Origin of the sequence: Halomonas sp. PBN3 (assembly GCF_000475415.1) — a bacterium.
Lineage (GTDB): Bacteria > Pseudomonadota > Gammaproteobacteria > Pseudomonadales > Halomonadaceae > Halomonas > Halomonas shengliensis.
Window position 1 is genome coordinate 1 of sequence record NZ_AXCA01000158.1, and the last position, 26,980, is coordinate 26,980.

A 26,980-nucleotide genomic window follows, 5' to 3' on the forward strand; every position below is an offset into this window, starting at 1 on the left:
GCGCACTCCGCTTTGGGTCGAAACCGGACATTAAGGAACCAAAACAAAACCGGCGTTTTTCCAGACTGGGGGCTTGGCCCCTGGTCCGAGAAAACGCCGGTGAATCGTAGCGCCTGCTGTGTCACGTCATCATCCTGCATCCCTGCCCCCTGCGCCGGCCCTTTTCGGGCCTTGCTCACCAGCCTTGCCATTGCAGCCTAGCTCAGGGAGCTTTGGGCTGTCACGCCTGTTCTGTCTCTGCTCCAGGGCCGTCAATCAGCACCGGCACAGGGGGGTCCGCGCTGGCTATAGTGGTAGGGATGGACCGCCCTTCGCGCTCGGCCTGCCGCACCGGCAGGCAGAGCATCCGTGCCGGGCGCCAGCAGTGAGCTGGGCAGACCGGCGCATCTGGAGGATCACGATATGAGTGGCATCCTGCGGGGCGGCGTCCTCGCCATCGGGCTTGCGGCGGGCCGCCGCTAGGTTCCGGTGTCGACCCGATAGCCCAACGCCGCGAGCCGGCGTTGCTGCGCCGTGGTCAGCGCCACGCCCGTCTCGTCGCCCTCCTCCGCAGAGCCCGCCAGCACCGCCACGCCGGCCTCCTCATCGGCGTGCAGCAGGCGCTCGCCGCAACGCCGACACTGCCAGGCAGCCAGGTCCCGAGCATTCGGCACCACCGCGAGCTCATCGGCACCCTGGCCGAGCTGGATGGCCTCCTCGGGCCAGAGGCTGACGGGCTCATCCTCGGCATCCCGGGCGTGGCCGAGCGGGGCACCGCACACCAGCAGCGTGACGGCGCCGCAGCCGCAAGCGAGTTGCCCATAGGGTCCATTGCTCATGATTGGCTCCTCGGGAAGGGGGTGGCCACAGTGTGGCATCCGCAGGCGGCCGTGCCGAACCGGGCCCCGGCTTGGCCGGCGCCGCGCATGGCGTATGCTGGTGGCTCCCAAGGATACAAGGAGCCCTGAGCATGATCGACGACAAGGACATGACCCACCTGGAGCGCTGCGTGGCGCTGGCGGAGAAGGGCCTGGCGGCGGGCGACGAGCCGTTCGGTTCGGTGCTGGTGAGCGGCGACGGCGAGGTGCTGGCGGAGGACCACAACCATGTGGCCGGCGGGGATGCCACCCAGCACCCGGAGTTCTTCCTGGCACGCTGGGCGGCGGAGCACCTGACGCCCGAGCAGCGCGCACGGGCCACGGTCTACACCTCGGGCGAGCACTGCCCCATGTGCGCGGCGGCCCACGGCTGGGTGGGCCTGGGGCGGATCGTCTACGCCAGCTCCTCCCAGCAGCTCATCGGCTGGCTCGAGGAGATGGGCGTCGCCCCGGCGCCGGTGGCCCCGCTGCCGATCCGGCAGGTGGTGCCGGACGCGGTGGTCGAGGGGCCGGTGCCGGCCTTCGCCGAGCGGATCCGCGAGCTGCACCGCCGCCTGCACGGCGCCTGAGGCGCGCCGGCCTCAGCCGGTAACGCGCGCCTGCTCGATGAATGCCGCACAGCGCCGCTGGGCTGGCCGCTCGGCCAAGCCCGCCCAGTAGGCCTCGAACTCGGGGCGACGTGGCAGGGTGCCGAACTGCATGCCCCAGCCGATGTGCGAACCCACGTAGACGTCCGCCGCGCTGAAGGCGTCGCCGGCGATGAAGGGCCGGCCCGCCACGGCGCCGGCCAGGGTCTCCACCAGCGTCCAGTAGTCACCGCAGCCCAGGCGCTGCGCCTGCTCCGGCGTGGGCACCACGCCCAGGTCGTTGAGGGCGATGGCGCTCTCCAGCGGCCCGGCGGCGAGGAACAGCCAGCGGTAGTAGTCGCCCCGGGCGGCGGGCGGGGGCGCCATCCCCGCCTCGGGGAAGGCATCGGCCAGGTAGGCGCAGATCGCCGCGGACTCGGTCACCACGGTGTCGCCGTGGCGGATGGCAGGCACCTTGCCCAGCGGGTTGATGGCGAGGTACTCCGGCGACTTCATGGCGGCGCCGTACTCGATCGGCACCGTGCGGTAGTTGACGCCGAGCTCCTCGAGCATCCAGTGCACGATGCCACCCCGCGACAGCGGGTTGGTGTAGAACACCAGCTCCGCGGGCGCCGTCTCGGCCGAGGCACCCTCGGCCTTCCCGGGCGCCCCCGGCTCCGCCAGCGCCGGCGGCGGCAGCGTCACCTCGGGCGGCAGCACATAGCCCTCGCCGGGCGTGTTGACCACCTCGATGCCCACCGCGCGCAGCACGGCGACCTCCTGGTAGAGGGTGCGCAGCGAGACGCCCAGCGCCTCGGCGAGTTCCGGGCCCGGCATGGGCTCGCGGCAATGGCGCAGGAGGCGGATCAGCTCCTGCAGGCGGGTGGTACGGGTCATGCGGGCCTCCCGGCGCCGTGGGCGCGCGTCGAAACGACGTGGATCTGGCGCATCATGCCTGTCCTGCCCCGCCGGCACCAGAGATTCCCCCACAAGAAAGGCGGCGGGGTTGCCCCCGCCGCCTGTCACGGTGATTCACCAAAAACGCTGGCCGTCAGATCTCGAAGCCGAGCCCGAAGTCCTCGGCGCTGATCGCCATCAGCGGCTCGGCGCCGGCCTCGATGGCGGCCTTGTGGGCGCGGGTGCGCGGCACCAGGCGCTGGTAGAAGAAGCGTGCGGTATCGAGCTTGGCGCGGTAGAAGGCAGCCTCCCCGGTGCCTGCGGCCAGTGCCGCCCGGGCCTGCTTGGCGGCGCGGGCGAAGAGGTAGGCCAGGGTCACGTAGCCCGAGTACATCAGGTAGTCGACGCTGGCCGCGCCCACCTCCTCGCGGTCGCTCATGGCCTTCATGCCGATGGCCATGGTCATCTCGCCCCACTCCTGGTTGAGCCTGGCCAGCGGGCGCACGAACTCGGCGAGCTCAGCGTTGCCCTCCTCAGCCTGACAGAACTTGTGGATCTCTTTCGTGAATACCTTGAGGCTCTCGCCCTGGCTCATCAGTACCTTGCGGCCCAGCAGGTCGAGGGCCTGGATGCCCGTGGTGCCCTCGTAGAGCCGGGTGATGCGCGCGTCGCGCACCAGCTGCTCCATGCCCCACTCGCGGATAAAGCCGTGGCCGCCGAAGACCTGCACGCCCTCGTTGGTGGCCTCGAAGCCCGCCTCGGTGAGGAAGGCCTTGACGATGGGGGTCAAGAGGCCCAGCAGGGTCTCGGCGCGCTCGCGCTCGGCGGCATCGGTGCCGTGCTCGACGACATCGATCATCTGGGCGGTGTAGAGGACCAGCATCCGGCCGCCCTCGGCGAAGGCCTTCTGGGTCAGCAACATGCGGCGCACGTCCGGGTGGACGATGATCGGGTCGGCGGCCTTCTCCGGCGCCTTGGGGCCGGAGAGCGCGCGCATCTGCAGGCGGTCCCGGGCATAGGCCAGGGCGTTCTGGAAGCTCGCCTCGGTGAGGCCCAGACCCTGGATGCCGACGCCGATGCGGGCGGCGTTCATCATGGTGAACATGCAGGCCAGGCCCTTGTTGGGGGCGCCGACCAGGAAGCCCTTGGCGGCGTCGAAGTTCATCACGCAGGTGGCGTTGCCGTGGATGCCCATCTTGTGCTCGAGCGACCCGCACACCACGCCGTTGCGCTCGCCCGGCTCGCCCGCTTCATTGGGAAGATATTTCGGCACCACGAACAGCGAGATACCCTTGGAGCCCTCGGGGGCGTCGGGCAGCTTGGCCAGCACCAGGTGGACGATGTTCTCGGCCAGGTCGTGCTCGCCGGCGGAGATGAAGATCTTGGTGCCGGTGATCTCATAGGCCCCGTCGGCGGTGGGTACCGCACGAGTCTTGATCAGGCCGAGGTCGGTGCCGCAGTGGGGCTCGGTCAGGCACATGGTGCCAGTCCAGGTCCCCTCCACCAGCTTGGTCAGGTAGGTGGCCTGCTGCTCCTCGGTGCCATGGTGGCGCAGGGCGTCGGCGGCGCCGTGGGAGAGCCCCGGATACATGCCCCAGGCCAGGTTGGTGGAGCAGATCATCTCGTTTAGCACCATCGCCAGCGAGTGCGGCAACCCCTGGCCGCCGTGGGCGGGGTCCGCGGCCAGGCTCGGCCAGCCGCCCTCCACGAACTGGGCATAGGCCTCCTTGAAGCCCTTCGGCGCCTTCACCTCACCGCCCTCCAGCAGGCAGCCCTCCTGGTCGCCACTCTGGTTCAGCGGCAGCAGCACCTCGCGGGCGAAGCGCGCACCCTCCTCCAGGATGGCGGCGACCACGTCGGGACTCGCCTCCTCGCCGCCGGGCAGGCGGGCGTAGTGGGCCGGGTAGTCCAGCAGCTCGTCCATGACGAAGCGGATATCGCGCAGGGGGGCCTGATAGTCGGGCATCTCGAACTCTCCAATTCCACGCCGGGCCACGAGAAGTGTCGCCAGCAGTCAGTCACGAAAAGTGGCGGCGGCCACTTTCAAACATGTGTTTGAAATTACGCGCGCGAGAATGGGGAGTCAAGCGTTCGTTTGAAGGCTAGAAAAGGAGCAAGGGATCAAGGCGTCAAGGGAGGTCTCCCCTTGCGCCTTGACCCCTTGTGACCGGCCGAAGGCCTTACTGCATGCGAATCCCTCCGTCCAGGCGGATCACCTCGCCGTTGAGCATGGGGTTGGTGATGATCTGCTCGGCCAGGCGGGCGTACTCGTCGGGCCTGCCGAGCCGCTTGGGGAAGGGCACGGCGGCGGCCAGCGCCTGGGCGGCCTCGTCGGGGATCTCGCTCATCATCGGGGTCTCGAAGACCCCGGGGGCGATGGCCATCACCCGCACACCGTGGCGCGAGAGCTCGCGGGCCGCAGGCAGGCTCATGCCCACCACGCCGGCCTTGGAGGCGCTGTAGGCGCACTGCCCCACCTGCCCGTCCATGGCGGCGATGGAGGCGGTGTTGATGATCACCCCGCGCTCGCCGTCCTCGCCCGGGGCGTTCTTCGCCATGGCGGCGGCGGCCAGGCGCATCACGTTGAAGGTGCCCACCAGGTTGATCTGGATGGTGCGGTTATAGGCCTCGAGGTCGGCGGGGTTGCCCTCGCGGTCGACCAGCTTGGCTACGCTGACCACCCCGGCGCAGTGCACCACCCCGGAGAGGCCGCGCTCGCCACCGAGTTCGACAGCCGCGTTGACGGCGGCCTGGATATCCTCGCCGGAGGTGACGTCGCCGCGCACCGCCCGGGCGGCGTCGCCCAGGCGCTCGGCGTGGGCCTCCACGGCCTCGGAGAGGTCACAGAGCACCACCCGGCCGCCGGCGGCGACCAGCCGCTCGGCGGTGGCCGCGCCCAGCCCGGAGGCGGCGCCGGTGATCAGAAAGGTATGGTCTTTGATGTGCATATACCGGGTTCCTGGAAATGAAAGGCAACGATAGAGAGCGCTCGAGGCTATTCCGGCGCCAGGGCGGAGAGGGGGATTACAGCACCCCCTCTTCGCCCTGACCCCGGCGCCTCTCGCTTCAGAGACTTGCGCTTGTCACTACGCGGCGCCCGTCTCGGCCTTGTCCACGGCGTCGGCGCGCAGCTTGAAGCGCTGGATCTTGCCGCTCGGGGTCTTGGGCAGCTCCTCGACGAACTCGATCACCCGCGGGAAGGCGTGGGTGGAGAGGCGCTCGCGCACCTGCTGGCGGATCTCGTCGGCCAGCTCGTCGCTTGCCTCGTAGCCGGCGCGCAGCACCACGTAGGACTTGATGATCTCGCCGCGGATCTCGTCAGGCTGGCCCACGGCGGCGGATTCGGCCACCGCCGGGTGGGTCATCACGCTGTTCTCCACGTCGGTGGGCCCCACGCGGTAGCCGGCGGTGGTGATGATGTCGTCGTCACGGCCGGCGAACTGGAAGGTGCCGTCCTCGTTCTTGATCACCACGTCACCGGTGAGGTAGTAACCCTCGGCGAAGGGGTGTTTCTCCTGCCAGGTGTAGCCGGCGAAGAAGTGCGCCGGGGAGTTCTCGATATCCACCGCCAACACGCCCGGCTGGCCCGGGGGCAGCTCGTTGTACTCGGCGTCGAGGATCGCCAGGCGGTAGCCCGGCATCGGCACGCCCATGGCGCCGACGTGCTTGGGATGGTCCAGGGCGTGGTGGTTGTTGCAGGTCATGCCGGTCTCGGTCTGGCCGTAGTGGTCCATGACCGGGCAACCCAGGGAGCGCTCCACCCAGGTCACCACCTCGGTGTTGAGCGGCTCGCCGGCGGAGCTCGCCGCGCGCAGCTCGAGGGTCTGGTGGGCGTCATCGAACAGGCCGGAGGCCTTCATCAGGCGGTAGGCGGTGGGCGCGGCGGCGAAGTTGGTGATGCGGTGGCGCTTCATGAAGGCCAGCGCCCCTTCCGCGGAGAAGCCCGCCTCGCAGAAGTGGGTGGTCACCCCCAGCAGCAGCGGCCCTGTGATGGCGTAGTAGAGGCCGTAGGCCCAGCCCGGGTCGGCCATGTTCCAGAAGCGGTCGGTGTCGCGCAGGTCGACGGCCAGCTCCATGTAGAGGGCGAAGGCCGGCATGGCGGCCAGCGGCACGGCCACGCCCTTGGGCTTGCCCACGGTGCCGGAGGTGAACATCTGCAGGAAGGGGGCGTCGCGGGAAAGGCGCGGCGGCGCGGCCTCGATGGGCGCATGGGCCAGGGCATCGGCCCAGTCCAGGTCGTCACCATGGTCGGCGCTGGGGCCGCCCACCGCCAGCACCGGCGGGCACTGGGAGAGGCCGTCGAACTTGAAGCGGTTGGCGTGATCGGTGATCACCAGCTTGGTGTCGGCGCGCCCCAGGCGGTAATCCACGGCGTCGGGGCCGAAGGCGGTGAACAGGGGCTGATAGACGGCGCCGATGCGCCAGGTGGCCAGGATCGCCACCAGCAGCTGCGGCGAGCGCGGCAGCATGCAGGCGATGCGGTCGCCCACGCCCAGGCCGCGCTCGGCGAACCAGCCGGCGAGCCGGGCGCTCTCGGCCTCGAGCTCGGCGTAGGTCATCCGGTTGACGTTGCCCTGGGTGTCCTCCTGGACCAGGGCCAGCACCTCGCCGCGGCCCGCGCGCAGGTGGCGACCACAGCAGGACTCGAAGGCGTTGGCCTTGCCGTCCTGGTGGTCGTCCAGGCGGGCGATGACGTCATCGATGGAGAAGCGCTCCAGATAGTCGCGATAGGCGGGCAGGCAGGTTGGCGTGCTCATGGGCGGGTCCTCTCTGGCCAGTTGTGGTTGTTGTAGCGTGGGTGTCGTGGCGTCACTGCGGCAGGTGACTCCCATGGATTGCAGTTGACGTAAGCGTTAACCTAACAAGCGCTTGGTCCAAGCTAGCGAGTCACGTCGCACAGGGCAAGGCCGGAGGGAGGAGAAACGACTAGACGTTGGTCGAGAGGCGCCGGCTCAGGCGGCCGGCGCGGTGCGGGTGATCATGGCGACCAGCTCGTCGGCGAGCTCGTCGGGGCTGCGGGGGCCGTCGGGATCGTACCAGCGCACCGTCCAGTTGAGCGCCCCCATCACGAAGCGCGAGACCAGGAAGCGGTCCCCGTGGATCACCCCTTCGGCCAGGGCCGCGTCGACCACCTCCTCCCACAGCGCCTCGTAGGCGTCGCGCAGGTGGCTGAGGTGGGCGCGTGCCTCGGGGTCCAGGCGGCGCCACTCGTAGAGCGCCACCACGTGGGCGTTGCGGTCGGTGAGCAGGGTCTCCAGGTGGGCACGCGCCATGGCGTGCAACCGGGCCAGCGGGCTGCTGTCACAGCGAGCAAGCGCCTCGCGCGCGATCACCAGGGCGTTCTGGGTGCCCTCCTCGATCACCGCTGCGAGGATCTCCTGCTTGTCGCGGAAGTGGTGGAAGAGGCTGCCGGACTTGATGCCCATCTCCTGGGCCAGCATGCGCACCGTGGTGCGATCGAAGCCCTCCTGGACGAACAGCTGGGCGGCCAGGCGGGTCAGTTCCTTGCGACGCGGGGAGGCATTCATTACATTCATCGGCAGTCACACTAGCGCTTGCTTGGTTGACCCCGAGAAAACCATAGCCCCGCGGACGGGTCAACGCGGTGCGGGGCCCGAGGGCCCAACGACGCTTGCCGCGACCACTGCCACGACCATTCCCAGGACCACTGGCATCACAATCACAACGGAGGCCTCGCCATGAGCCACGCCAACGATATCGTCTTCCTCTCCGCCGCGCGCACCCCCATGGGCGGCATGCTCGGCAGCCTTTCCAGCCTGACCGCCCCCGAGCTCGGCGCGGTGGCCATCCGCGCCGCCATCGAGCGCGCCGGCATCGGTGCCGACAGCATCGACGAGGGCATCATGGGCTGCGTGCTGCCCGCCGGGGTCAAGCAGGGCCCGGCCCGCCAGGCGATGCGCCAGGCCGGCATCCCCGATGCCATCGGTGCCACCACCATCAACAAGCTGTGCGGCTCGGGCATGAAGGCCACCATGCTGGCCCACGACCTGATCCGCGCCGGCAGCGGCGAGGTGATGCTGGCCGGCGGCATGGAGTCCATGTCCAACGCGCCCCATGTGCTGACCAAGGCGCGCGCCGGCTACCGCCTGGGCCATGGCGAGCTCAAGGACCACATGTTCCTGGACGGCCTGGAGGACGCCGAGACCGGCAAGCTGATGGGCGTCTTCGCCCAGGACATCGCCAGCGCCCGGGACTACAGCCGCGAACGCCTGGACGACTTCGCCATCGCCTCGCTCGAGCGCGCCATGGCGGCCACCGAGGCCGGCCAGCTGGACGCCGAGATGGCCCCGGTCACCATCAGCGACCGCAAGGGCGAGCACGTCGTCGACCACGACGAGCAGCCCTTCCAGGCCCGTCTCGACAAGATCCGCTCGCTGCGACCCGCCTTCGCCAAGGAGGGCACCATCACCGCGGCCAACTCCAGCTCCATATCCGATGGCGCTTCGGCGCTGATCCTGGCAAGCGCCTCCGCCGCCGAGCGCCTGGGGGCCAAGCCGCTGGCGCGCATGCTGGGCCACAGCACCCACTCCCAGCATCCCAGCGAGTTCACCATCGCCCCGGTGGGCGCCATCGACAAGCTGCTCAAGAAGCTGGACTGGACGGTGGACGACGTCGACCTGTTCGAGATCAACGAGGCCTTCGCGGTGGTCACCCTGCTGGCCATGGACGGGCTCGATATCCCCCACGAAAAGGTCAACGTCTTCGGGGGCGCCTGCGCCCAGGGCCATCCCATCGGCTCCACCGGCTCGCGTATCATCGCCACGCTGATCCACGCCCTGCGCACCAAGGGTGGCAAGCGCGGCATCGCCAGCCTGTGCATCGGCGGCGGTGAAGCCACCGCGGTGGCCGTCGAGCTGATCGACTGATGCAGTCCCTGACCCTCGAGACCCCGGCGGGCGGCCTCCATGTCGCCCGCTGGCGGCCCCAGGCGCCAGGGACTCGGTCGCCAAGGACTCAGTCGCCAGGGACTCGGTCGCCAAGGACTCAGTCGCCAAGGACTCGGTCGCCAAGGCCCCAGGCCAGCCCCATCGTGCTGCTGCATGACTCGCTGGGCTGCATCGCCCTGTGGCGCGACTTCCCGGCGTTGCTGGCCGAGGCCAGCGGCCGCGAGGTGATCGCCTACGACCGGCTCGGCTACGGCGAGTCGGCGCCCTACCCCGGCCCCCAGCCGGCCACCTTCGTCGCCGACGAGGCCAGCGGCGGCTTCGCCACGCTGCGCGAGGGGCTCGCGCTCGAACGTTTCGTGCTGCTGGGGCACAGCGTGGGCGGCGGCATGGCGGTCGAGATCGCCGGCCGACATGCCGAGGCCTGCGAGGCGCTGGTGACGGTGGCGGCCCAGGCCACCATCGAGCCGCTAACCCTGGCCGGCATCCGCGAGGCGGAGGCGGCCTTCGCCGAGCCCGGCGCGATGAGGCGGCTCGCGCGCTACCACGGCGACAAGGCCGAGTGGGTGCTGAGAAGCTGGGTCGACAACTGGCACTCCGAGGCCTTCGACGGCTGGACCCTCGACGACGCCCTGACCCGGGTGCGCTGTCCGACCCTGGCGATCCACGGCGAGCATGACGAGTACGGCTCACTGGCACAGCCGCGGCGCATCGCGTCCAGGACCCCGGGGCCAGCCGAGCCGCGGCTGCTGCCCTGTGGCCATGTGCCCCACCGCGAGTGCCCGGAGGTGCTCGCCGACATCGTGGCGGAGTTCCTGGCCGCTTCCGAGGCGTAGCCCAGCAGACTTCAAGCCGTCACCTCTTCGCCACCCCAAGGAAACGTCACTGTCACTGACGGCACTCAGGATGATGCCTGTGTTCCATACCCAAGACGCAGGTGCCATCCCATGCAGACCCTGACACGCTCTCTCTTCCTCGGCGGCATGGCCATCGCCGTCCTGACCGCCGCCGTCTCCCAGGCCGAGGCCCAATTCAAGTTGAGCGAGCGCTTCACCGATGCCGACGGCGACCTGGTGGCCGACATCCCCGCGGACGAGAGCCAGTGGCTCGACCCGGACACCCTGGTATTCGCCTACACCCCGGTAGAGGACCCCGCCGTCTATGCCGAGGTGTGGGACGGTTTCCTCGAGCACATGGAGGCGGTGACCGGCAAGAAGGTGCAATTCTTCCCGGTGCAGTCCAACTCAGCCCAGATCGAGGCCATGCGCGCCGGTCGCCTCCACGTGGCCGGCTTCAATACCGGCTCCAACCCCCTGGCCGTGGCCTGTGCCGGATATCGCCCCTTCACCATGATGGCCGCCGAGGACGGCAGCTTCGGCTACGAGATGGAGATCATCACCCATCCGGACTCCGGCATCGAGGAGGTCGAGGACATCCGCGGTCGTACCCTGACCCACACATCAGAGACCTCCAACTCCGGCTTCAAGGCGCCCACCGCGCTGATGGCCTCGGAGTTCGGCATGGTCTCCGGCGAGGACTACGAGGTGGATTTCTCCGGCAAGCACGACAACTCCGTGCTGGGCGTGGCCAACCAGGACTACCTGGTCGCCACCGTCGCCAACTCGGTCAAGAACCGCATGATCGACCGCGGCGTGATCGAGGCCGACCAGCTCGAGGTGATCTACCAGTCGGACACCTTCCCCACCACCAGCTATGGCACCGCGCATAACCTGGCGCCCGACCTGCAGGAGGCGATCCAGGAGGCCTTCTTCAGCTTCGACTGGGAAGGCAGTGCCCTGGCCGAGGAGTTCGGGCGCAACGGCGAGGAGCAGTTCATCCCCATCACCTTCCAGGAGCACTGGGCGGTGATTCGTCAGATCGACGAAGCCAACGGCGTCGAATACGACTGCAACTGAGCCCCATGCCAGGAAAGGTGCGGGCGCGAGCCGCCCGCGTCTTCGCGTATGTGAGACATCGGGGAGAATCCACACGTGCTGAGCATTCATCGGCTGACCAAGACCTACGCCAGTGGCGACACCGCTCTGCGTGAGGTGACCTTTCGCGTGCCCAGGGGGCAGGTCGTGGGCCTGATCGGTCCTTCCGGGGCCGGCAAGTCCACCCTGATCCGCTGTATCAACCGCCTGGTAGAGCCCTCGGGGGGTGCCATTCACCTCGGCGAGACCGACCTGGTCCGGCTGAGCGGCGGCGAGCTGCGCCGTGCCCGACGGCGCATCGGCATGATCTTCCAGGAGTACGCCCTGGTGGAGCGCCTCACCGTGATGGAGAACGTGCTGTCAGGGCGGCTGGGCTATGTGCCCTTCTGGCGCAGCTTCACGCGGCGTTTCCCGGGCCGGGACATCGAGAACGCCTATCGCCTGCTCGACCGGGTGGGGTTACGCGAGCACGCCGACAAGCGCGCCGACGCCCTCTCGGGGGGCCAGCGACAACGCGTCGGCATCGCCCGGGCGCTGGCCCAGGAGCCGGAGCTGCTGCTGGTGGACGAACCCACGGCGAGCCTCGACCCCAGGACCAGCCGCCAGATCATGCGGCTGATCACCGAGATCTGCGCCGAGCGCCAGCTACCCGCCATCGTCAATATCCACGATGTGCCCCTGGCCCAGCAGTTCGTCGACCGCCTGATCGGCCTGCGCGCCGGCCGCATGGTCGTCGACGACGCCCCGGTGCGCCTCGACGAGGCCATGCTCACTGAGATCTATGGTGCCGAGGAGTGGGCCACCGCGGACCAGGAGGACGACGAGCCTGGTCCCGACGGCGAGGCACAGGGCAGATTGCGGCTGGTAGGGACAGCGAAATGACGCCTAACGCCTCTTACCCCCGCCGCTGGAAGCGCCCGCCGCAGTTGGTCACCAGCCGTCGCTGGCGACTGGGCCTGCCAGTGCTGGTACTGGCCTACCTGATCCTGGCCGTCGGCTCGCTGGAGATCGATGCCGCCCGCATCGCCGAGGGACTGACCCGCGGGGCACGCTTCGTCCAGGGCTTCCTGCAGCCGGACTTCGTGAGCCGCTGGGGCGACATCCGCCAGGGGCTGATCGAGAGTCTGACCATGACCCTGACCGCCACCGTGGTCGGCGTGCTGATCTCGGTCCCCATCGGCATCGGGGCGGCGCGCAACCTGTCACCGCGGCCGGTCTACCTGGTGTGCCGCTCGGTCGTCGCCGTCAGCCGCTCGCTGCAGGAGATCATCATCGCCATCTTCCTGGTGGCGATGTTCGGCTTCGGGCCCTTCGCCGGCTTCCTCACCCTGGCATTCGCCTCCATCGGCTTCATCGCCAAGCTGCTCGCCGACGACATCGAGGAAGCCAGCGCCAGCCAGCTCGAGGCGATCCGCGCCACCGGGGCCAGCTGGGCGCAGCTCATCCACTACGCCGTCCAGCCCCAGGTCATGCCGCGACTGATCGGGCTGTCGCTCTACCGGCTGGACATCAACTTCCGTGAGAGCGCGGTGATCGGCATCGTCGGCGCCGGCGGCATCGGCGCCACCCTCAATACCGCCATCGACCGCTACGAGTACGACAGCGCCGGCGCCATCCTGCTGATCGTCATCGCCATCGTCATGCTCGCGGAGTATGGCTCCGGCTACCTGAGGAAGTTCCTGCAATGAGTGCTCTCGAACCCCGCTCCGGCGAGCCGGCTCACTACTCGCAGGTATGGAGCTTTCGCACCCCGCGCGCCCGCCTGGCGCTGTGGGCCGGCTGGCTGGCCCTGGTGGCGCTGTTCGTCTGGTGCTGGCAGGTGATGAACACCAATACCCTGTGGGTGTTCGTCGCCGACGCACCCGACCAGGCGATGGACATCAGCAGCCGCATGTTCCCGCCCGAGCTGACCTACCTGCCCGAACTGCTCGTGCCGCTATGGGACACCCTCAACATCGCCACCCTGGGCACCCTGGGCGGGGTGATCCTGGCGGTGCCGGTGGCCTTCCTGGCCGCGCGCAACACCACTCCCTCCCCCCTGCTGGTTCGCCCGGTGGCGCTGTTCGTCATCGTCACCTCGCGCTCCATCAACTCGCTGATCTGGGCCCTGCTGCTGGTGGCGATCATCGGCCCCGGCCTGCTCGCCGGTATCGTCGCCATCGCCCTGCGCTCCATCGGCTTCGTCGGCAAGCTGCTGTACGAGGCTATCGAGGAGAGCGACGCCCGCCAGGTCGAGGCGGTGACCGCCACCGGTGCAGCTCGCGCCCAGGTGATCCATTACGCCGTGGTGCCCCAGGTGCTGCCCGCCTTCTGGGGCATCTCGATGTTCCGCTGGGACATCAACATCCGCGAGAGCACCATCCTGGGGCTGGTAGGAGCCGGTGGCATCGGCATGAAACTGCAGTCCTCCATCGACACCCTGGCCTGGTCCCAGGTAGCCACCATCCTGATCGTGATCCTGGCCACGGTGGTGGTCAGCGAGGCCCTCTCCGCCAGGGTGCGCCGGGCGCTGATCTGAAGCCAGCGAGCCAGCCGCAGCCGAGCAGCGCGACATACGAGACACCCACGAGGCCTGGCCGGCCTTCCAGCGCGCCCCGGACCAGCGCAACGCGCCGGGGTCGGGGTGATGGCATTGAGCATATATGACTATCCATATATTATGAGCAGTACAACGGCCTGATAACCCGCCCCCGATGACTGTCTCGATGGAGACACCATGAATGTACTGTTCCTGTGCACTGGAAACTCCTGCCGGTCCATCTACGCCGAGGCACTGTTCAACCACCTGACCGAGACCCGGCATCGCGCCTGGAGCGCCGGCAGCCAACCAGCCAGCGAGGTCAACCCGCTGACGCTGATCTGGCTGGAGAAGGCGGGTATCTCCACCCGCGGACTCGCCAGCAAGTCCTGGGACGAGCTCGAAGTGACGCCGGATGTCGTCATCACCGTCTGCGATGATGCCGCCGGCGAGGCCTGCCCGCTCTTCCTCGGCAAGGCGGTAAAGGCCCACTGGGGCGTGCCGGACCCTTCGAGGGCCGAAGGCAGCGAGACCGAGATCGAGGCCGCCTTCACCGGCACCTTCGGCGCCCTGCGCCGGCGCATCGAGGCCATGCTGTCCCTTCCGCTGGATCGGCTGTCCGACGACGCCCTGCGACAAAACCTGGAGGAGATCCACCAGTACGCCTCTCGGGAAGAGACCCCACATGGAGACACCCCGTGACGACCCATCCCCTCGACGACCTGCCGAATATCGACCGAGAACTGTTCCGGGTGCCCGAAGCGGCCAGCCTGGGCATACCCGTGGACCGCGAGCATGCGCCGCGCATCCTGCTGCTCTACGGCTCGCTCAGGCAGCGCTCCTTCAGCCGCCTGGCGGTGGAGGAAGCCGCCCGGCTGCTGCGAGCCATGGGCGCCGAGACACGCATCTTCGAACCGCGCGGCCTGCCGCTGCCGGACGCCGAAGAGGCGAACCACCCCAAGGTGGCGGAGCTGCGCACGCTGGCCGAGTGGGCCGAAGGCATGGTTTGGTGCTCGCCGGAACGTCACGGCGCCATGACCGGCATCATGAAGGCGCAGATCGACTGGATTCCCCTGGCGCTGGGCGCGGTACGCCCCACCCAGGGCAAGACCCTGGCGGTGATGCAGGTGTGCGGCGGCTCCCAGTCGTTCAACACGGTCAACCAGCTGCGCGTGCTGGGGCGCTGGATGCGCATGGTGACCATCCCCAACCAGTCCTCGGTGCCCAGGGCCTTCATGGAGTTCGACGACAACGACCGCATGAAGCCCTCGCCCTTCTATGACCGCATTGTCGACGTCATGGAGGAGCTGGTGAAATTCACGCTGCTGGTCCGCGGCCGCAGTGAAGCGCTCACCGACCGCTACTCCGAACGCAAGGAGTCGGCCGCCGAGCTCTCCGCCCGGGTCAACCAGCGTGCCATCTGACAGGAGTCACACCATGACCACTCATCAGGAATCACAGTCTCCCAGCACCTCGGAGGGCATGGGGCTCTTCGAGCGCTTCCTCTCGGTATGGGTGGCGCTGGCCATCGTCGCCGGGGTGCTGGTGGGCCAGTTCGCCCCGGCGGTGCCCGAGACGCTGTCGCGCTTCGAAGTCGCCCAGGTGTCGATCCCGGTGGCGGTGCTGATCTGGGCGATGATCTTCCCGATGATGGCGCAGATCGACTTCTCTGCCGTGCTCGGCGTGCGCCGCCAGCCCAGGGGGCTTCTGATCACCACCACCGTGAACTGGCTGGTCAAGCCCTTCACCATGTTCGCCATCGCCTGGTTCTTCCTGACGGTGGTATTCGCCCCCTTGATTCCCGCCGAGCGGGCCAGCCAGTACCTGGCCGGGGCCATCCTGCTGGGCGCGGCCCCCTGCACCGCCATGGTCTTCGTGTGGAGCTACCTGACCCGGGGCGACGCCGCCTACACCCTGGTGCAGGTCGCCCTCAACGACCTGATCATGCTGTTCGCCTTCGCCCCCATCGTGGTCTTCCTGCTCGGCGTCTCCAACATCCCGATACCCTGGGACACCGTGGCGCTGTCGGTCTTGCTGTATATCGTCATCCCACTCACCGCGGGGTATCTGACCCGACGCATCCTGATCGCCCGCCGCGGCAGCGAGTGGTACGACAACGTCTTCATGAAGAGGGTGGGACCTGTCACGCCCATCGGGCTGATCATCACCCTGGTGCTGCTGTTCGCCTTCCAGGGCGAGGTGATCCTCGAGGCGCCGCTGCATATCGTGCTGATCGCCATCCCGCTGATCATTCAGACCTTCCTGATCTTCTTCATCGCCTACGGCTGGGCCAAGGCATGGAAGGTGCCTCACAACGTCGCCGCTCCCGGGGCGATGATCGGCGCCAGCAACTTCTTCGAGCTGGCCGTGGCCGCCGCCATCGCCCTGTTCGGCCTGCAGTCCGGTGCGGCGCTGGCCACGGTGGTGGGCGTACTCGTCGAGGTGCCGCTGATGCTGGCTCTGGTGCGCATCGCCAACAAGACACGGCACCACTTCCCCGAGGCCAGGGGCTGAGCCATGGCCATCGAGGTCAGCGAGCGCGCCCGGGACTGGCTGCGAAAGAAGGGTGGCGTGGCCACGGTGCGACTCTCTCCCCGCCATGGCTGCTGCGGCGGCGGGGCCGATATCGCGGTGGCCGAGGCCAGGGCGCCGGGCGACCCGGCATGCTATACACGCGTCGAGTTCGAGGGACTGGTGCTCTATATCGACCCGACGCTGGTCGACCAGGGCCTGAGGCTGGATGTGGAGGGGTTCCTGGGCCTCCGGCATCTCTTCGTGGACGGCGTCGCGTTGTCGAGATAGCCCTCCCCCGCCGCTTGCGCCGCGGCGCCTTCCCGGTGAGGATCAAGGCATGACTGCAACCCTGCTGCGGCGCTTCCCGCTGCTGACCATCGTGCTGGCCCAGCTGTTCGGTACCTCGCTGTGGTTCTCCGTCAACGGCGTGGGGCTCTCGCTCTCCCGCGACCTGGGCTTCTCCGAGGCGGACCTCGGCCGGCTGACCCTCACCGTGCAGGCGGGCTTCATCGCCGGCACCCTGTTCATCGCCACCACGGGGCTTGCCGACCGTTTCCGCGCCAGCCGCATCTTCGCCGCCGCCTGCCTGGCCGGCGCCCTGGCCAATTCTGGCTTCGTGCTGGTGGCCGACCACTGGCCCCTGGCGATCACCCTGCGCCTGCTGACCGGGCTCTGCCTGGCCGGCATCTACCCGCTGGGCATGAAGCTCGTCATCGGCTGGACGCCCAAGCACACCGGGGCGGCACTGGCCTGGCTGGTCGGCATGCTGACCCTGGGTACCGCCCTGCCCCACCTGCTGCGCGGCGCCAGCCTGGGCCTGCCCTGGGAGTGGCCGCTGCTGGGCGCCTCCTGCCTGGCGCTGGCCGGTGGCGCCCTGATCCTGGCCCTGGGCGATGGCCCGCACCTGCCGCCCTCGAGCGGCAAGGCGCGCCTGCTCGACGGCCTGGCCGCGCTGCGCGAGGCACGTTTCCGTGCCGTGGCCGGGGGATACTTCGGCCACTGCTGGGAACTCTATGCGCTGTGGACGCTGACGCCCTTCCTGGTGGCCCGCGAGGTGACACGCCTCGGCGCCTCACCGGACTGGATCCCGTGGCTGGCGTTCGGCGTCATCGCCCTGGGCTTCCTGGGCTGCGTGGGTGGCGGTGCGCTGAGCCGTCGGCGCGGCAGCCTGTGGGTGGCGCGCCGGGCGCTGGCCGCCTCGGGGCTGATCTGCCTGGCCTACCCGCTGGTGACCTGGCTGCCGCCGACGCTGCTGCTCGCCCTGCTGGCGCTGTGGGGGCTTTCCGTGATCGCCGACTCGCCGCAGTTCTCGGCCCTGGCCGCGGCCAGCGCCCCGCGCGAGCGGATCGGGGCAACCCTGGCGGTGATGAATGCCGTGGGCTTCGCCCTGACCATCCCCGCCATCTCGCTTACCACCACCCTGTGGGAGCTGCAGGGGACCTGGGTGCTGTGGTGGCTGCTGCCGGGACCGGTGCTGGGCCTGTGGGCGATGCGCCGCCTGCCTGACGAGTCGGCTCCCATCGCCAATGCCGAAAGACGAGAAGGCTGATCAACAGAGCGCGGCGCGACGCTCCGGGCGGTTGCCCATGCCCGCCAGGCGGGCCTGGAGTGTGGCGAGGCCGGACGACTGCCCCTCGGCCGCGGCTTCCAGGGCCGCCATGGCCCACTCGGGCAGCGCCGGCGCCAGGCCGTAGTAGACCCACTGGCCCTCGCGGCGGTCGTTGAGCAGCCCGCAGTTGCGCAGCTGGGCGAGATGGCGCGAGACCTTGGGCTGGGAGGCCTCCAGGGCGTGGGTCATCTCGCAGACGCACAGCTCGCCCTCGCGAAGGATCAGCAGGGTCAGCATCAGGCGAGTCTCGTCACTCAGGCACTTGAACAGGCGCAGCGGGTCCAGCGACATCGAGGGTTCCTTATCGAGGTTCTCGGTCATTCTACGCCACGGACCGTGACAAGTTCAGGCCCGGGCGGCCAAGGGAACTGCGAATCACAACACCGCTCAAGGCTTTCCCGGCGACAGGCCTCCGAGGGGGCGCTGTGAACCCTTCCCTGGGCGCTACCGATGCCATCCCTGGCATAGGACCCCCTCTACGGCCTATCCCCGGCGCCTTTCGCTATCGCAACTTGTCTAGTTGCTATCGTACTACCGGGCTTCTCGCGGCAGCGCCAGTGCCATCAGGGCGCTGGCCGCCACCAGCGCCGCCGAGATCCACAGGCAGGCGGAAAGCCCGTACACCTGGTAGACCCAGCCCGAGAGCAGCGTCCCGGCGAGGCGCCCCATGGCGTTGGCCATGTAGTAGAAGCCCACGTCCATGGAGACGCCGTCGGCCCGGGCGTAGTGGACGATCAGGTAGCTGTGCCAGCTGGAGTTGATGGCGAACAGCACGCCGAAGGCCAGCAGGCCCACCACCAGCCAGCCCACCTCGGCCAGGGGCAACAGGGCCAGGAGTGCCGGCAGGCCGGCCAGTGCCAGCGCCCAGAAGGCCGTGACACCTCGCGCCCCGCCCTTGACCAAGCCGGTGAGGCGCGGCGCCTGGGTCTGCACCCCGCCGTAGCCGATCACCCAGAGCGCCAGCAGGCCGCCCACCGTCCAGTGGCTCCAGCCATGCTGGTCATACAGGAACACCGGCAGGGCCACCACGAACCAGACGTCCCGGGAGGCGAACAGGCAGAGCCGGGCGGCCGAGAGCACGTTGATCGCCCTTGAGGCGGAGAACACCTCGGAAAACTTCGGCTTGCACTTCTGGCGACCTAGGTCGGCCTTGAGGCGCACCAGCGACATCGTAAGCACCGCGGCGAGCATCAACGCCATCAGACCTACCGCGCCCTGGAAGCCGACCAGCGTCAGCAGCAGGCCGCCGAGGAAGAAGCCGGCGCCCTTGAGCGCATTCTTGGAGCCGGTAAGGATCGCCACCCAGCGGTAGAGTGAGCTCTGGGCACTGGCGCTCTCCTTCGGCACTAGCACCTTCACCGCGCTCTTGGCGCTCATCTTGTTGAGGTCCTTGGCGATCCCCGAGAGCGCCTGGGCGGCCATCACCCAGGGCACGGACAGCGCCGCGGCCGGCACCAGCAGCATGGAAAGCGCCAGGATCTGCAGCGCCAGGCCGGCGTTCATGGTGCGATTCAGACCCAGCCGGGCGCCCAGCCAGCCCCCCACCAGGTTGGTGACCACACCGAAGGCCTCGTAGAAGAGGAACAGCATGGCCACTTCCAAGGGCGAGTAGCCCAGCTGGTGGAAGTGCAGCACCACCAGCATGCGCAGGGCGCCATCGGTAAGGGTGAAGGCCCAGTAGTTGCCGGTGATCAGCAGGTACTGACGCACCTCGAAGGGCAGCGCCTTGAGTCGGCTTGCCAAGCGCTCAGCCATTCCCCACCTGCTCGTTCCCCACCTTGAGCGCCAGCTCGGCGGTGCGGTTGGCGTAGCCCCACTCGTTGTCATACCAGGCGTAGAGCTTGAGCTGGGTGCCATTCACCACCATCGTCGAGAGCGCATCGATGATCGAGCTGCGCGGGTCTGTGCGGTAGTCGATGGAGACCAGGGGGCGCTCTTCATAGCCGAGGATGCCGGCGAGCTCGCCCTCGGCGGCGGCCTTGAGCGCCGCGTTGACCTCCTCCACCGTGACCTCGCGCGCAAGCTCGAAGACCATGTCGGTGAGCGAGGCGTTGGCCAGCGGCACGCGGATGGCATGACCGTTCAGCTTGCCCGTAAGCTCCGGGAAGATGGCGGTGATCGCCTTCGCGGAGCCGGTGGTGGTGGGGATCAGGCTCATGCCGCAGGCGCGTGAACGGCGGAGATCCGGCTTCTGTGGAGAGCTGGGGGCGTCGAGGATGACCTGGGTGTTGGTGATGTCGTGCACGGTGGTCATGGCGCCGTGGCGGATGCCGAAGGTCTCATGGATCACCTTGACCACCGGCGCCAGGCAGTTGGTAGTGCAGCTCGCCGCGGTGACGATCCGATGAAAGTCGGCGTCGTAGCGATCGTCGTTGACGCCTACCACCACGTTAAGCACGCCCTCCTCCTTCACCGGCGCGCTGACCACCACCCGCTCGACGCCCTGGTCGAGGTAGGCCTGAAGCTTTTCCTTGGTCTTCATCTTGCCGGAGCACTCGATGGCGACCCGGCAGCCGGACCAGTCGCCCTCCTCCAGGCTCTTGCAGACGCTGAAGGCGATACGACGACCGTCGATGACGATGGCGTCAGCCTCGGCGGCGATGCCCTGCCCCGGGCTCCAGTGGCCGTGTACCGAGTCGAACTCCAGCAGGTGGGCGAAGGTAGCGGCATCGCCACCCGGGTCGTTGATGCGTACCAGTTCCACCTCGCCGGCCTCGACGCGAGGCCAGAGGCTGCGCACTACCAGGCGGCCGATGCGTCCGAAGCCGTTGATACCGATGGACAGGGCCATGGTCGTCTCCCATCACGTTTTAATATCTGGAATTCCATATATAAACGGACCCGATGTCAATCCGATGACAGCCGACCACTGCTCGACCGGCCCAGACGACGACGGGGAGGCCGAAGCCTCCCCGTCGTCTTGCCCACTGGCGACAGCGGATCAGCCGTAACGCCCGGTGATGTAGTCCTCGGCCTTCTTGGTGGCCGGGTTGGAAAACATCGTCTTGGTATCGTTGTACTCGACGATCTCGCCCAGGTGGAAGAAGGCGGTGTAGTCCGCCACCCGCGCCGCCTGCTGCATGTTGTGGGTCACCGTGATGATGGTGAACTGCTCCTTCAAGCGGTCCATCAGGTCCTCGATGGTAGCGGTGGAGATCGGGTCCAGCGCCGAGGTGGGCTCGTCCATCAGGATCACGTCGGGCTGCACGGCGATGGCCCGGGCGATGCACAGGCGCTGCTGCTGGCCGCCGGAGAGCGAGGTGCCGGGCTGGTGCAGCTTGTCCTTGACCTCCTCCCACAGGCCGGCATCGCGCAGGGCCTTCTCCACCAGCTCGTCCTGTTCCGGCTTGCGGCTCACCAGGTCGTGCATGCGCGGCGCATAGGCGATGTTCTCGTAGATCGACTTGGGGAAGGGGTTGGGCTTCTGGAACACCATCCCCACGCGGCGGCGCAACGCCACCTCGTCCATCTTCACCTGGTTGACGTCATGGCCGTCCATCTCCACCAGCCCCTCGATGCGCACGCTCGGGATCAGGTCGTTCATGCGGTTGAGGCAGCGCAGGAAGGTCGACTTGCCGCAGCCGGAGGGGCCGATCAGCGCAGTGACGTTCTTCTGGAAGAGGTCGATGTTGAGCCCCTTGAGCGCCTGGCTCTCGCCGTACCAGAGGTTGAGGTCGCGCACGCGGATGCTCAGCTCGTGGCAGGCATCGGCGTTGCGGGTGTGGGGCTGGCCCACCGCTGGCGTCGGCTGCGAGGTGTGACGGGGAGCGGCTTGGATATTCATGTCGGTGTTCTCCATGGCGCGCCGGCTTACCAGCGACGCTCGAATTTCTTGCGCAGGATGACGGCGGTGGCGTTGAGGAAGATCAGGATCGCCAGCAGCACCAGGATGCCGCCCGCGGTCTTCTCGACGAACGCCTTCTCGGGCTCTCCTGCCCAGGTGAAGACCTGCGCCGGCAGCACGGTGGCGGCCTCGGTGAAGGAGGCCGAGACGTCGGGGATGAAGGCCACCATGCCGACGATGATCAGCGGTGCGGTCTCGCCCATGGCCTGGGCCAGGCCGATGATGGAGCCGGTCATGATGCCGGGCATGGCCAGCGGCAGCACGTGGTCGCGCACCACCTGCCAGCGCGAGCAGCCCACCCCGAAGGCGGCGTGGCGGATGGAATCCGGCACGCTGCGCAGCGCGGTGCGGGTGGCGATGATGATCACCGGCAGGGTCATCAGCGCCAGGGTCATGCCACCGACCAGCGGCGAGGAGCGCGGCACCCCGAAGAAGTTGATGAATATCGCCAGCCCCAGCAGGCCGAACAGGATCGAGGGGATCGCCGCCAGGTTGTTGATGTTGATCTCGATCAGCTGGGTGAAGCGGTTGTCCGGGGCGAACTCCTCCAGGTAGACCGCCGTCATCACCCCGATGGGGAAGGCGATGGCCAGCGTCACCAGCATGGTCATCACCGTGCCCACCGCGGCGGAGAGGATCCCCGAGGCCTCGGCCATCTTGGAGTCACCGGTGGTGAAGAAGGTGGTGTTGAACTTCAGCGCCACGCGCCCCTCGGCGGCCAGCTCGTCGACCAGCGCCTGCTGGGCCTCGTTCAGCTTGTGGCGATGCCCCTTGAGGTACTGGTCGACCTCGCTGTCGGCCAGCACCCAGCGGGTCTCGGTGGTGCCTAGCAGCTCGGGGTTCTCGCGCATCTGCACCGGGATCATGCGCTCGAAGGTACGGCTGACCAGGCGCGACACATCGCGGTCCAGGGCGGCACGACCCATGCGTTGGGCGTCCTCGTTGTAGTCGATCTCCACCTGGATCTGCGCCTGTTGGAAGGCCGGCAGGCCCTTGCCCAGCATGTCGGAGAAGAACCACAGGAGGAACAGGCCGGCCAGCCCCAGGGCGCCCATGGAGATCCACTTCAGCCGCGCCGAGCGGCGGTGGCGCTTCTTCAGCTGGGCGCTGATCTCGTCGAAGGTTTGACTCATCTCGGCGATTCCTCGGCGTTACAGGTTATTGACGCGATACTTCTCGCGGAAGCGACGGATCATCAGCACCGAGACCAGGTTCAGGCTCAGGGTGACGGCGAACAGCACCAGCCCCAGGGCGAAGGCGGAGAGGGTCTCGGCGCTCTCGAACTCCAGGTCGCCGGTCAGCGCGGCGACGATACGCACCGTCACCGTGGTCATGTCCTCGAGCGGGTTGGCGGTGAGGTTGGGGCGCATGCCCGCCGCCATCACCACGATCATGGTCTCGCCCAGGGCGCGGGAGACCGCCAGCAGCGAGGCGGAGATGATCCCCGGCAGTGCCGCGGGCAGGACCACGTCGCGGATGGTCTCGCCCTTGGTCATGCCCAGCGCCAGGGAGCCCTGGCGCATGCTGTCCGGCACCGAGTTGATGACGTCGTCGGAGAGCGAGGAGATGAAGGGGATGATCATGATGCCCATCACCACCCCCGGCGCCACGGCGTTGTTGAAGGCGGCGTCCAGGCCGAAGGCGTTGGCGATGGCAACGATGATCGGCGCCACGGTGATGGCGGCGAAGAAGCCATAGACCACGGTGGGGATGCCGGCCAGCACCTCGAGGGTCGGCTTGGCCAGGGTGCGCACTCTGGCGGGCGCGAACTCGGCCATGTAGATGGCCGCCAGCAGGCCGATGGGGATGGCCACCAGCATGGCGATGGCGGTGATCATGAAGGTGCCGGCGAACAGCGGCACCGAGCCGAACTGGGCGGCACTGGCGCCCTCCTCGGCGCGGCCGGCGGCGGCCAGGAAGCTGGCGCCGGGGTTCCACACCGTGCCGGTGATGAACTCCCAGAAGCTGTGCATCTGGAAGAAGCGCAACGCCTCGAAAACGATGGAGATCAGGATGCCGAAGGTGGTGAGGATGGAGATCAGGGCCGCGGCCTTGAGTATCCAGCGGATCACCCGTTCGATCGCCTTGCGGGCGTGGAAGTCGGGCCTCACCTGGCGCATGCCCACCAGCAGGCCGATGGCGGCCACCACCAGGCTGCCGGCCAGCAGGTAGAGGGTGGGAATCTCGGCCCCCAGCAGCAGCATCAGGAAGGCGCCTACCGCGCCCACGGTGATCGCCGGCCCGGCGGTGGCCAGGACCGCGAACCAGGCGTACTGGTCCGGCTGTGCGTGCATGGCCGTGCCGCCGGCGCGCACCCGCGCGGCCTTGGCACGGCCCAGGAAGAAGGCTATCAGACCCAGCAGCAGCAACACGCCGCTGAACAGTGAAAGGAGTTGGTCGGTCTGCATAGGGCTCTCTCGATGGCTTTCATCGACAGCCTGGCTGTCGCAACGTGCAGCGGCCGGCAGCCGTGGGCTGCCGGCCGGGTCAGGCGTCCTTGCCCGAAGAGGCTCCCTTACAGGTCGGAGACCTGCAGCTTGGCGCGGTTGGCGACCTTCTCGCGGGTCTGCTCGCGCTCGGCCTCGGGCAGCGGGATCAGGCCCAGGTCACCCAGGTAACCGCCCTCGCCGATCATGGTCTCGGAGACGAACATGTCGACGTAGTCATACAGCGGCGGCACCTCCTCCGCGTGCTGGTTCTTGACGTAGAACCACAGCGAGCGGGCGATCGGGTAGTCGCCGGAACTGATCGCCTCGGGCTCGGCCTCGACGCCGTCGATGGCGGCGGCGATCAGGGCGTTGGGGTTCTCGACCAGGAAGGAGTAGCCGAAGATGCCGAAGGCCTCGGTGTCCTCGGTGAGGCGCTGGACGATCAGGTTGTCGTTCTCGCCGGCGTCGATGTAGGCGCCGTCGGCACGGATCTCGGTGTAGGCCTCACCGCCGTAGGCGTCCATCTCCTCGGAGGCGGCTTCCATCACCAGCTCCTCGAAGGCATCGCGGGTGCCGGAGGTGCTGGGCGGGCCATAGACGGAGATCTCGCGGTCCGGCAGGGCGGCGTCGATGTCGCTCCACTTCTGATAGGGGTTGTCCACCAGCTCGCCATCCACCGGCACCTTGGCGGCCACGGCCAGGAACAGCTGCTCGAGGGTCAGGTCGACGCCCTCGTTGGTGCTGGACTGGGCGAAGACGATACCGTCGGAACCGATCTTGACCTCGGTGACGTCGGTCACGCCGTTCTCGATGCAGCGCTCGACCTCGGAGGCCTTGATGCGACGCGAGGCGTTGGTGATATCCGGAGTGCCCTCACCCACGCCGTTGCAGAACAGGCGGATGCCGCCGCCGGAGCCGGTGGACTCGATCACCGGGGTCGGGTACTCGGTCACCGCGCCGAACTCCTCGGTCACGTAGCTGGCGAACGGGTAGACGGTGCTGGAACCGACGATGCGGATCTGGTCGCGGGCGTGGGCCACGGTGGCCACGCCCATGACGGCGGCGGCGATGGCCGTGGTCTTGAAAACGCGGCTCTTGAGGATGCGATTCATGGAGCGATCTCCTGATGGGGACAGTGTGCAACCTTCACGGGTGACACCTTGCCCCAACCAGATGACAGCTTTATGACATTGCGGTCAGGGTGGCTGGAGGCAGGTCGACCCCGCGGCAGGGCATACCCTGCCGCAGGGAGATGACAGCACCATGACATCGACCATCGCGGTCACGGGGAGGACAGGGCGCAAGGACCGGCCGGGTCACACTAGCAGCCCCAGCGCATTGCCGGGCACTCGCCCCGCCAGGGCCATGCCGATCTCGGCGAGGTTCACCTCGTGCCGATAGTGGCCAAGCGTGGTCAGCGCCACCGTGAAGCCGAACACTACCAGCACCACCGGCACCAGCCGCGGCTCCAGCATCAGCAGCAGCGGCGCCCCGACCACCGCCAGGCCGAAGCCGGTGGCGCGCTGCACGAAGGCCCCCAGCGCCAGCACCAGGGCACAGCCCAGCCAGGTGGCGCCGCTCATGTCGAGGCCGCCGGGCAGTACCGCCTCAACCATGGGCCGGCTGGCGCTCCTGCCCCACCAGCACGCGGATACCGAGGTTGGCGGCAAGCGAGGCGCCGAGCATGGTACCCACCATGGGCCAGGCACTGTCGACCTCGAAGGCGCCCACCAGCACCCCCGCCAGGGCGCCACTGGAGAACTGCAGGCTGCCCTGCAGGGCGGCGGCGGTGGCGCTCATGTGCGGGAAGCGGTCGAGCAGCGAGGTGATGGCGTTGGGCGCCACCAGGCCGATGGTGCCGGCGAACAGCATGATCAGCGGCACCATGGTGGCCAGCGACTCCAGGCCGCTGGCCACCATCAGGACCAGCCCCAGCGCCGCCGCGAACTGGATGCCGAGCCCCAGGCGCAGGTTCTGCAGCGGCGTGCGCCAGCGCAGCAAGCGGATGTTGAGCCGGTTGGAGGCCACCATGGCCAGCACGTTGACCCCGAACACCAGAGGGTAGAGCGAGGGGGTCAGCGCATAGTGCTCGAGATAGAGGAAGGGCGAGGCGGTGACGAAGGCGAAGAGCCCGGCGAAGGACATCGAGGCGGCGGCGATGAAGCCCATGGCGCTGCGGTCGCATAGCACCGAGGCGTAGTTGCCGAGCACCTGGCGCGGGGTGCTGGCGAAGCGTCCCGGAGCGCGGGTCTCGGGAAGCCGCGTGCCTAAAAGCCACATCAGGAAGCCGGCATAGGCGGCCAGGAACACGAAGATCAGCCACCAGTCGGCCAGGTAGAGCAGCCCGCTGCCCACCACCGGTGCCACCAGCGGCGCCATCAGCATGATGATCGCCATGGTCGACATCACCTTGGCCGCCTCGCGGCCGTGGAAGCAGTCACGCACGATGGCCGCCGAGTTGACCACGGTGGCCCCGCCCCCCAGGGCCTGGACGAAGCGCCACGCCAGCAGCTCGCCGAGCGAGCCCACCGTGGTGATCACCAGGCTGGCCAGCAGGAACACCACCAGGCCGCCGAGCAGCACCGGCTTGCGCCCCACCCGGTCGGAGACCGGCCCGAACACCAGCTGGCCCAGGGCGAACCCGGCCAGGAAGGTGGAGAGCGAGAGCTCCGTATGGTGAATGCTGGCCCCCACCTCTTCCGCCAGGGCGGCCATGGCCGGCAGGTAGGCGTCGATGGCAAAGGGGGCAAGCGCGGTGTTGGCCGCGACCAGCAGCGCCAGGCGGCGGGCGTTGAGCGTCAAGGCGACTCCTCGGGGTGACGGCGGAAGTTGAATAGACCGCTAATGATAACCGATCCCCGCGGCCCCTGCCGGCCTGTTCGCCCCCGAGGTGGCTTGCTAGAGTGG

At 68.4% G+C, this 26,980-nt stretch carries 26 protein-coding genes and 1 pseudogene; 12 read left to right on the forward strand and 15 right to left on the reverse strand.

Features of this window, described 5'->3' with window-relative positions:
- Positions 1-458: 458 nt before the first annotated feature.
- Positions 459-818, reverse strand: coding sequence for a hypothetical protein (locus tag Q673_RS27725; RefSeq protein WP_023005964.1), 360 nt, complete (start codon positions 816-818; stop codon positions 459-461).
- A gap of 131 nt (positions 819-949) precedes the next feature.
- Between Q673_RS27725 and Q673_RS27730 the strand changes: the two genes are divergently transcribed.
- On the forward strand, positions 950-1,426 hold the full coding sequence (locus Q673_RS27730) for a nucleoside deaminase (protein WP_023005965.1): 477 nt from the start codon (positions 950-952) through the stop codon (positions 1,424-1,426).
- A 12-nt stretch (positions 1,427-1,438) separates the two neighbouring features.
- Here Q673_RS27730 and Q673_RS27735 read toward each other — a convergent pair whose 3' ends face one another.
- From Q673_RS27735 to Q673_RS27755, 5 genes are all read right to left on the reverse strand, one after another.
- Complete coding sequence (locus Q673_RS27735) at positions 1,439-2,320, reverse strand: glutathione S-transferase N-terminal domain-containing protein (protein ID WP_023005966.1); 882 nt, start codon at positions 2,318-2,320, stop codon at positions 1,439-1,441.
- A gap of 154 nt (positions 2,321-2,474) precedes the next feature.
- Positions 2,475-4,286 carry an acyl-CoA dehydrogenase C-terminal domain-containing protein gene (locus tag Q673_RS27740; RefSeq protein WP_023005967.1) on the reverse strand — a complete coding sequence of 604 codons (1,812 nt, stop codon included), beginning with the start codon at positions 4,284-4,286 and terminating at the stop codon, positions 2,475-2,477.
- A 214-nt stretch (positions 4,287-4,500) separates the two neighbouring features.
- On the reverse strand, positions 4,501-5,268 hold the full coding sequence (locus tag Q673_RS27745; protein ID WP_023005968.1) for an SDR family NAD(P)-dependent oxidoreductase: 768 nt from the start codon (positions 5,266-5,268) through the stop codon (positions 4,501-4,503).
- A gap of 138 nt (positions 5,269-5,406) precedes the next feature.
- Positions 5,407-7,077, reverse strand: coding sequence for an AMP-binding protein (locus Q673_RS27750; protein WP_023005969.1), 1,671 nt, complete (start codon positions 7,075-7,077; stop codon positions 5,407-5,409).
- A 195-nt stretch (positions 7,078-7,272) separates the two neighbouring features.
- Complete coding sequence (locus tag Q673_RS27755; RefSeq protein ID WP_023005970.1) at positions 7,273-7,848, reverse strand: TetR/AcrR family transcriptional regulator; 576 nt, start codon at positions 7,846-7,848, stop codon at positions 7,273-7,275.
- Positions 7,849-8,019: 171 nt separating this feature from the next.
- On the opposite strand from Q673_RS27755, the gene Q673_RS27760 reads away from it, so the two are divergent.
- The 11 genes from Q673_RS27760 to Q673_RS27810 all read left to right on the forward strand — a co-directional run bounded on the left by Q673_RS27760 (position 8,020) and on the right by Q673_RS27810 (position 17,740).
- Complete coding sequence (locus Q673_RS27760) at positions 8,020-9,207, forward strand: acetyl-CoA C-acyltransferase (RefSeq protein WP_023005971.1); 1,188 nt, start codon at positions 8,020-8,022, stop codon at positions 9,205-9,207.
- Positions 9,208-9,371: 164 nt separating this feature from the next.
- Positions 9,372-10,061, forward strand: coding sequence for an alpha/beta fold hydrolase (locus Q673_RS27765; RefSeq protein WP_023005972.1), 690 nt, complete (start codon positions 9,372-9,374; stop codon positions 10,059-10,061).
- Positions 10,062-10,172: 111 nt separating this feature from the next.
- Complete coding sequence (phnD, locus tag Q673_RS27770; RefSeq protein WP_023005973.1) at positions 10,173-11,141, forward strand: phosphate/phosphite/phosphonate ABC transporter substrate-binding protein; 969 nt, start codon at positions 10,173-10,175, stop codon at positions 11,139-11,141.
- 75 nt (positions 11,142-11,216) lie between these two features.
- A complete protein-coding gene (gene phnC, locus Q673_RS27775) occupies positions 11,217-12,041 on the forward strand; it encodes a phosphonate ABC transporter ATP-binding protein (RefSeq protein WP_023005974.1) in 825 nt (274 codons plus the stop codon).
- Entirely contained in the window at positions 12,038-12,847 is an 810-nt protein-coding gene (gene phnE / locus Q673_RS27780; protein ID WP_031218127.1) for a phosphonate ABC transporter, permease protein PhnE, read from the forward strand. Before phnC ends, phnE (Q673_RS27780) begins: the two co-directional genes overlap by 4 nt.
- Positions 12,844-13,677, forward strand: a complete 834-nt coding sequence (gene phnE / locus Q673_RS27785; protein ID WP_023005976.1) for a phosphonate ABC transporter, permease protein PhnE — start codon at positions 12,844-12,846, stop codon at positions 13,675-13,677. The genes phnE (Q673_RS27780) and phnE (Q673_RS27785) overlap by 4 nt, the downstream gene beginning before the upstream one ends.
- Before the next feature lie 198 nt (positions 13,678-13,875).
- On the forward strand, positions 13,876-14,379 hold the full coding sequence (locus Q673_RS27790) for an arsenate reductase ArsC (protein WP_023005977.1): 504 nt from the start codon (positions 13,876-13,878) through the stop codon (positions 14,377-14,379).
- A complete protein-coding gene (arsH, locus tag Q673_RS27795; RefSeq protein WP_023005978.1) occupies positions 14,376-15,101 on the forward strand; it encodes an arsenical resistance protein ArsH in 726 nt (241 codons plus the stop codon). Before Q673_RS27790 ends, arsH begins: the two co-directional genes overlap by 4 nt.
- Before the next feature lie 13 nt (positions 15,102-15,114).
- Positions 15,115-16,191 (forward strand): ACR3 family arsenite efflux transporter, encoded by a 1,077-nt coding sequence (gene arsB, locus Q673_RS27800; RefSeq protein WP_023005979.1) that lies wholly within the window; start codon positions 15,115-15,117, stop codon positions 16,189-16,191.
- Positions 16,192-16,194: 3 nt separating this feature from the next.
- Positions 16,195-16,479, forward strand: coding sequence for a CC/Se motif family (seleno)protein (locus Q673_RS27805; protein ID WP_023005980.1), 285 nt, complete (start codon positions 16,195-16,197; stop codon positions 16,477-16,479).
- 49 nt (positions 16,480-16,528) lie between these two features.
- Complete coding sequence (locus Q673_RS27810; protein ID WP_023005981.1) at positions 16,529-17,740, forward strand: MFS transporter; 1,212 nt, start codon at positions 16,529-16,531, stop codon at positions 17,738-17,740.
- Here Q673_RS27810 and Q673_RS27815 read toward each other — a convergent pair whose 3' ends face one another.
- The 9 genes and pseudogenes from Q673_RS27815 to Q673_RS27855 form a co-directional block, all read right to left on the reverse strand.
- Entirely contained in the window at positions 17,741-18,091 is a 351-nt protein-coding gene (locus Q673_RS27815; RefSeq protein WP_023005982.1) for a metalloregulator ArsR/SmtB family transcription factor, read from the reverse strand.
- A 240-nt stretch (positions 18,092-18,331) separates the two neighbouring features.
- Positions 18,332-19,555, reverse strand: coding sequence for an organoarsenical effux MFS transporter ArsJ (arsJ, locus tag Q673_RS27820; RefSeq protein WP_023005983.1), 1,224 nt, complete (start codon positions 19,553-19,555; stop codon positions 18,332-18,334).
- Positions 19,548-20,591 (reverse strand): ArsJ-associated glyceraldehyde-3-phosphate dehydrogenase, encoded by a 1,044-nt coding sequence (locus Q673_RS27825; protein WP_023005984.1) that lies wholly within the window; start codon positions 20,589-20,591, stop codon positions 19,548-19,550. Before Q673_RS27825 ends, arsJ begins: the two co-directional genes overlap by 8 nt.
- A gap of 150 nt (positions 20,592-20,741) precedes the next feature.
- The gene (pstB, locus tag Q673_RS27830) at positions 20,742-21,584 is read right to left on the reverse strand and encodes a phosphate ABC transporter ATP-binding protein PstB (protein ID WP_031218130.1); all 843 of its coding nucleotides are present in this window, start codon (positions 21,582-21,584) and stop codon (positions 20,742-20,744) included.
- 26 nt (positions 21,585-21,610) lie between these two features.
- Positions 21,611-22,777 carry a phosphate ABC transporter permease PstA gene (pstA, locus tag Q673_RS27835; RefSeq protein ID WP_023005986.1) on the reverse strand — a complete coding sequence of 389 codons (1,167 nt, stop codon included), beginning with the start codon at positions 22,775-22,777 and terminating at the stop codon, positions 21,611-21,613.
- A gap of 18 nt (positions 22,778-22,795) precedes the next feature.
- Complete coding sequence (gene pstC / locus Q673_RS27840; protein ID WP_023005987.1) at positions 22,796-24,052, reverse strand: phosphate ABC transporter permease subunit PstC; 1,257 nt, start codon at positions 24,050-24,052, stop codon at positions 22,796-22,798.
- Positions 24,053-24,159: 107 nt separating this feature from the next.
- Positions 24,160-25,185 (reverse strand): substrate-binding domain-containing protein, encoded by a 1,026-nt coding sequence (locus Q673_RS27845; protein ID WP_023005988.1) that lies wholly within the window; start codon positions 25,183-25,185, stop codon positions 24,160-24,162.
- 213 nt (positions 25,186-25,398) lie between these two features.
- Positions 25,399-25,689 (reverse strand): annotated as a pseudogene (locus Q673_RS27850) (sulfite exporter TauE/SafE family protein); the annotation flags it as partial.
- A complete protein-coding gene (locus Q673_RS27855; RefSeq protein ID WP_023005990.1) occupies positions 25,682-26,875 on the reverse strand; it encodes a Bcr/CflA family multidrug efflux MFS transporter in 1,194 nt (397 codons plus the stop codon). The pseudogene Q673_RS27850 and the gene Q673_RS27855, both read right to left, overlap by 8 nt.
- Positions 26,876-26,980 lie beyond the last annotated feature (105 nt).

Coding starts and splice junctions, on each gene's coding strand:
- Q673_RS27725 (WP_023005964.1), bottom strand. CDS start 818: ATGAGCAATGGACCCTATGGGCAACTCGCTTGCGGCTGCGGCGCCGTC.
- phnD (WP_023005973.1), top strand. CDS start 10,173: ATGCAGACCCTGACACGCTCTCTCTTCCTCGGCGGCATGGCCATCGCC.
- Q673_RS27730 (WP_023005965.1), top strand. CDS start 950: ATGATCGACGACAAGGACATGACCCACCTGGAGCGCTGCGTGGCGCTG.
- pstA (WP_023005986.1), bottom strand. CDS start 22,777: ATGAGTCAAACCTTCGACGAGATCAGCGCCCAGCTGAAGAAGCGCCAC.
- Q673_RS27750 (WP_023005969.1), bottom strand. CDS start 7,077: ATGAGCACGCCAACCTGCCTGCCCGCCTATCGCGACTATCTGGAGCGC.
- pstC (WP_023005987.1), bottom strand. CDS start 24,052: ATGCAGACCGACCAACTCCTTTCACTGTTCAGCGGCGTGTTGCTGCTG.
- Q673_RS27755 (WP_023005970.1), bottom strand. CDS start 7,848: ATGAATGCCTCCCCGCGTCGCAAGGAACTGACCCGCCTGGCCGCCCAG.
- arsJ (WP_023005983.1), bottom strand. CDS start 19,555: ATGGCTGAGCGCTTGGCAAGCCGACTCAAGGCGCTGCCCTTCGAGGTG.
- Q673_RS27810 (WP_023005981.1), top strand. CDS start 16,529: ATGACTGCAACCCTGCTGCGGCGCTTCCCGCTGCTGACCATCGTGCTG.
- Q673_RS27805 (WP_023005980.1), top strand. CDS start 16,195: ATGGCCATCGAGGTCAGCGAGCGCGCCCGGGACTGGCTGCGAAAGAAG.
- arsB (WP_023005979.1), top strand. CDS start 15,115: ATGACCACTCATCAGGAATCACAGTCTCCCAGCACCTCGGAGGGCATG.
- Q673_RS27745 (WP_023005968.1), bottom strand. CDS start 5,268: ATGCACATCAAAGACCATACCTTTCTGATCACCGGCGCCGCCTCCGGG.
- phnE (WP_031218127.1), top strand. CDS start 12,038: ATGACGCCTAACGCCTCTTACCCCCGCCGCTGGAAGCGCCCGCCGCAG.
- Q673_RS27815 (WP_023005982.1), bottom strand. CDS start 18,091: ATGTCGCTGGACCCGCTGCGCCTGTTCAAGTGCCTGAGTGACGAGACT.
- Q673_RS27790 (WP_023005977.1), top strand. CDS start 13,876: ATGAATGTACTGTTCCTGTGCACTGGAAACTCCTGCCGGTCCATCTAC.
- Q673_RS27735 (WP_023005966.1), bottom strand. CDS start 2,320: ATGACCCGTACCACCCGCCTGCAGGAGCTGATCCGCCTCCTGCGCCAT.
- Q673_RS27825 (WP_023005984.1), bottom strand. CDS start 20,591: ATGGCCCTGTCCATCGGTATCAACGGCTTCGGACGCATCGGCCGCCTG.
- Q673_RS27760 (WP_023005971.1), top strand. CDS start 8,020: ATGAGCCACGCCAACGATATCGTCTTCCTCTCCGCCGCGCGCACCCCC.
- Q673_RS27845 (WP_023005988.1), bottom strand. CDS start 25,185: ATGAATCGCATCCTCAAGAGCCGCGTTTTCAAGACCACGGCCATCGCC.
- pstB (WP_031218130.1), bottom strand. CDS start 21,584: ATGAATATCCAAGCCGCTCCCCGTCACACCTCGCAGCCGACGCCAGCG.
- phnE (WP_023005976.1), top strand. CDS start 12,844: ATGAGTGCTCTCGAACCCCGCTCCGGCGAGCCGGCTCACTACTCGCAG.
- Q673_RS27740 (WP_023005967.1), bottom strand. CDS start 4,286: ATGCCCGACTATCAGGCCCCCCTGCGCGATATCCGCTTCGTCATGGAC.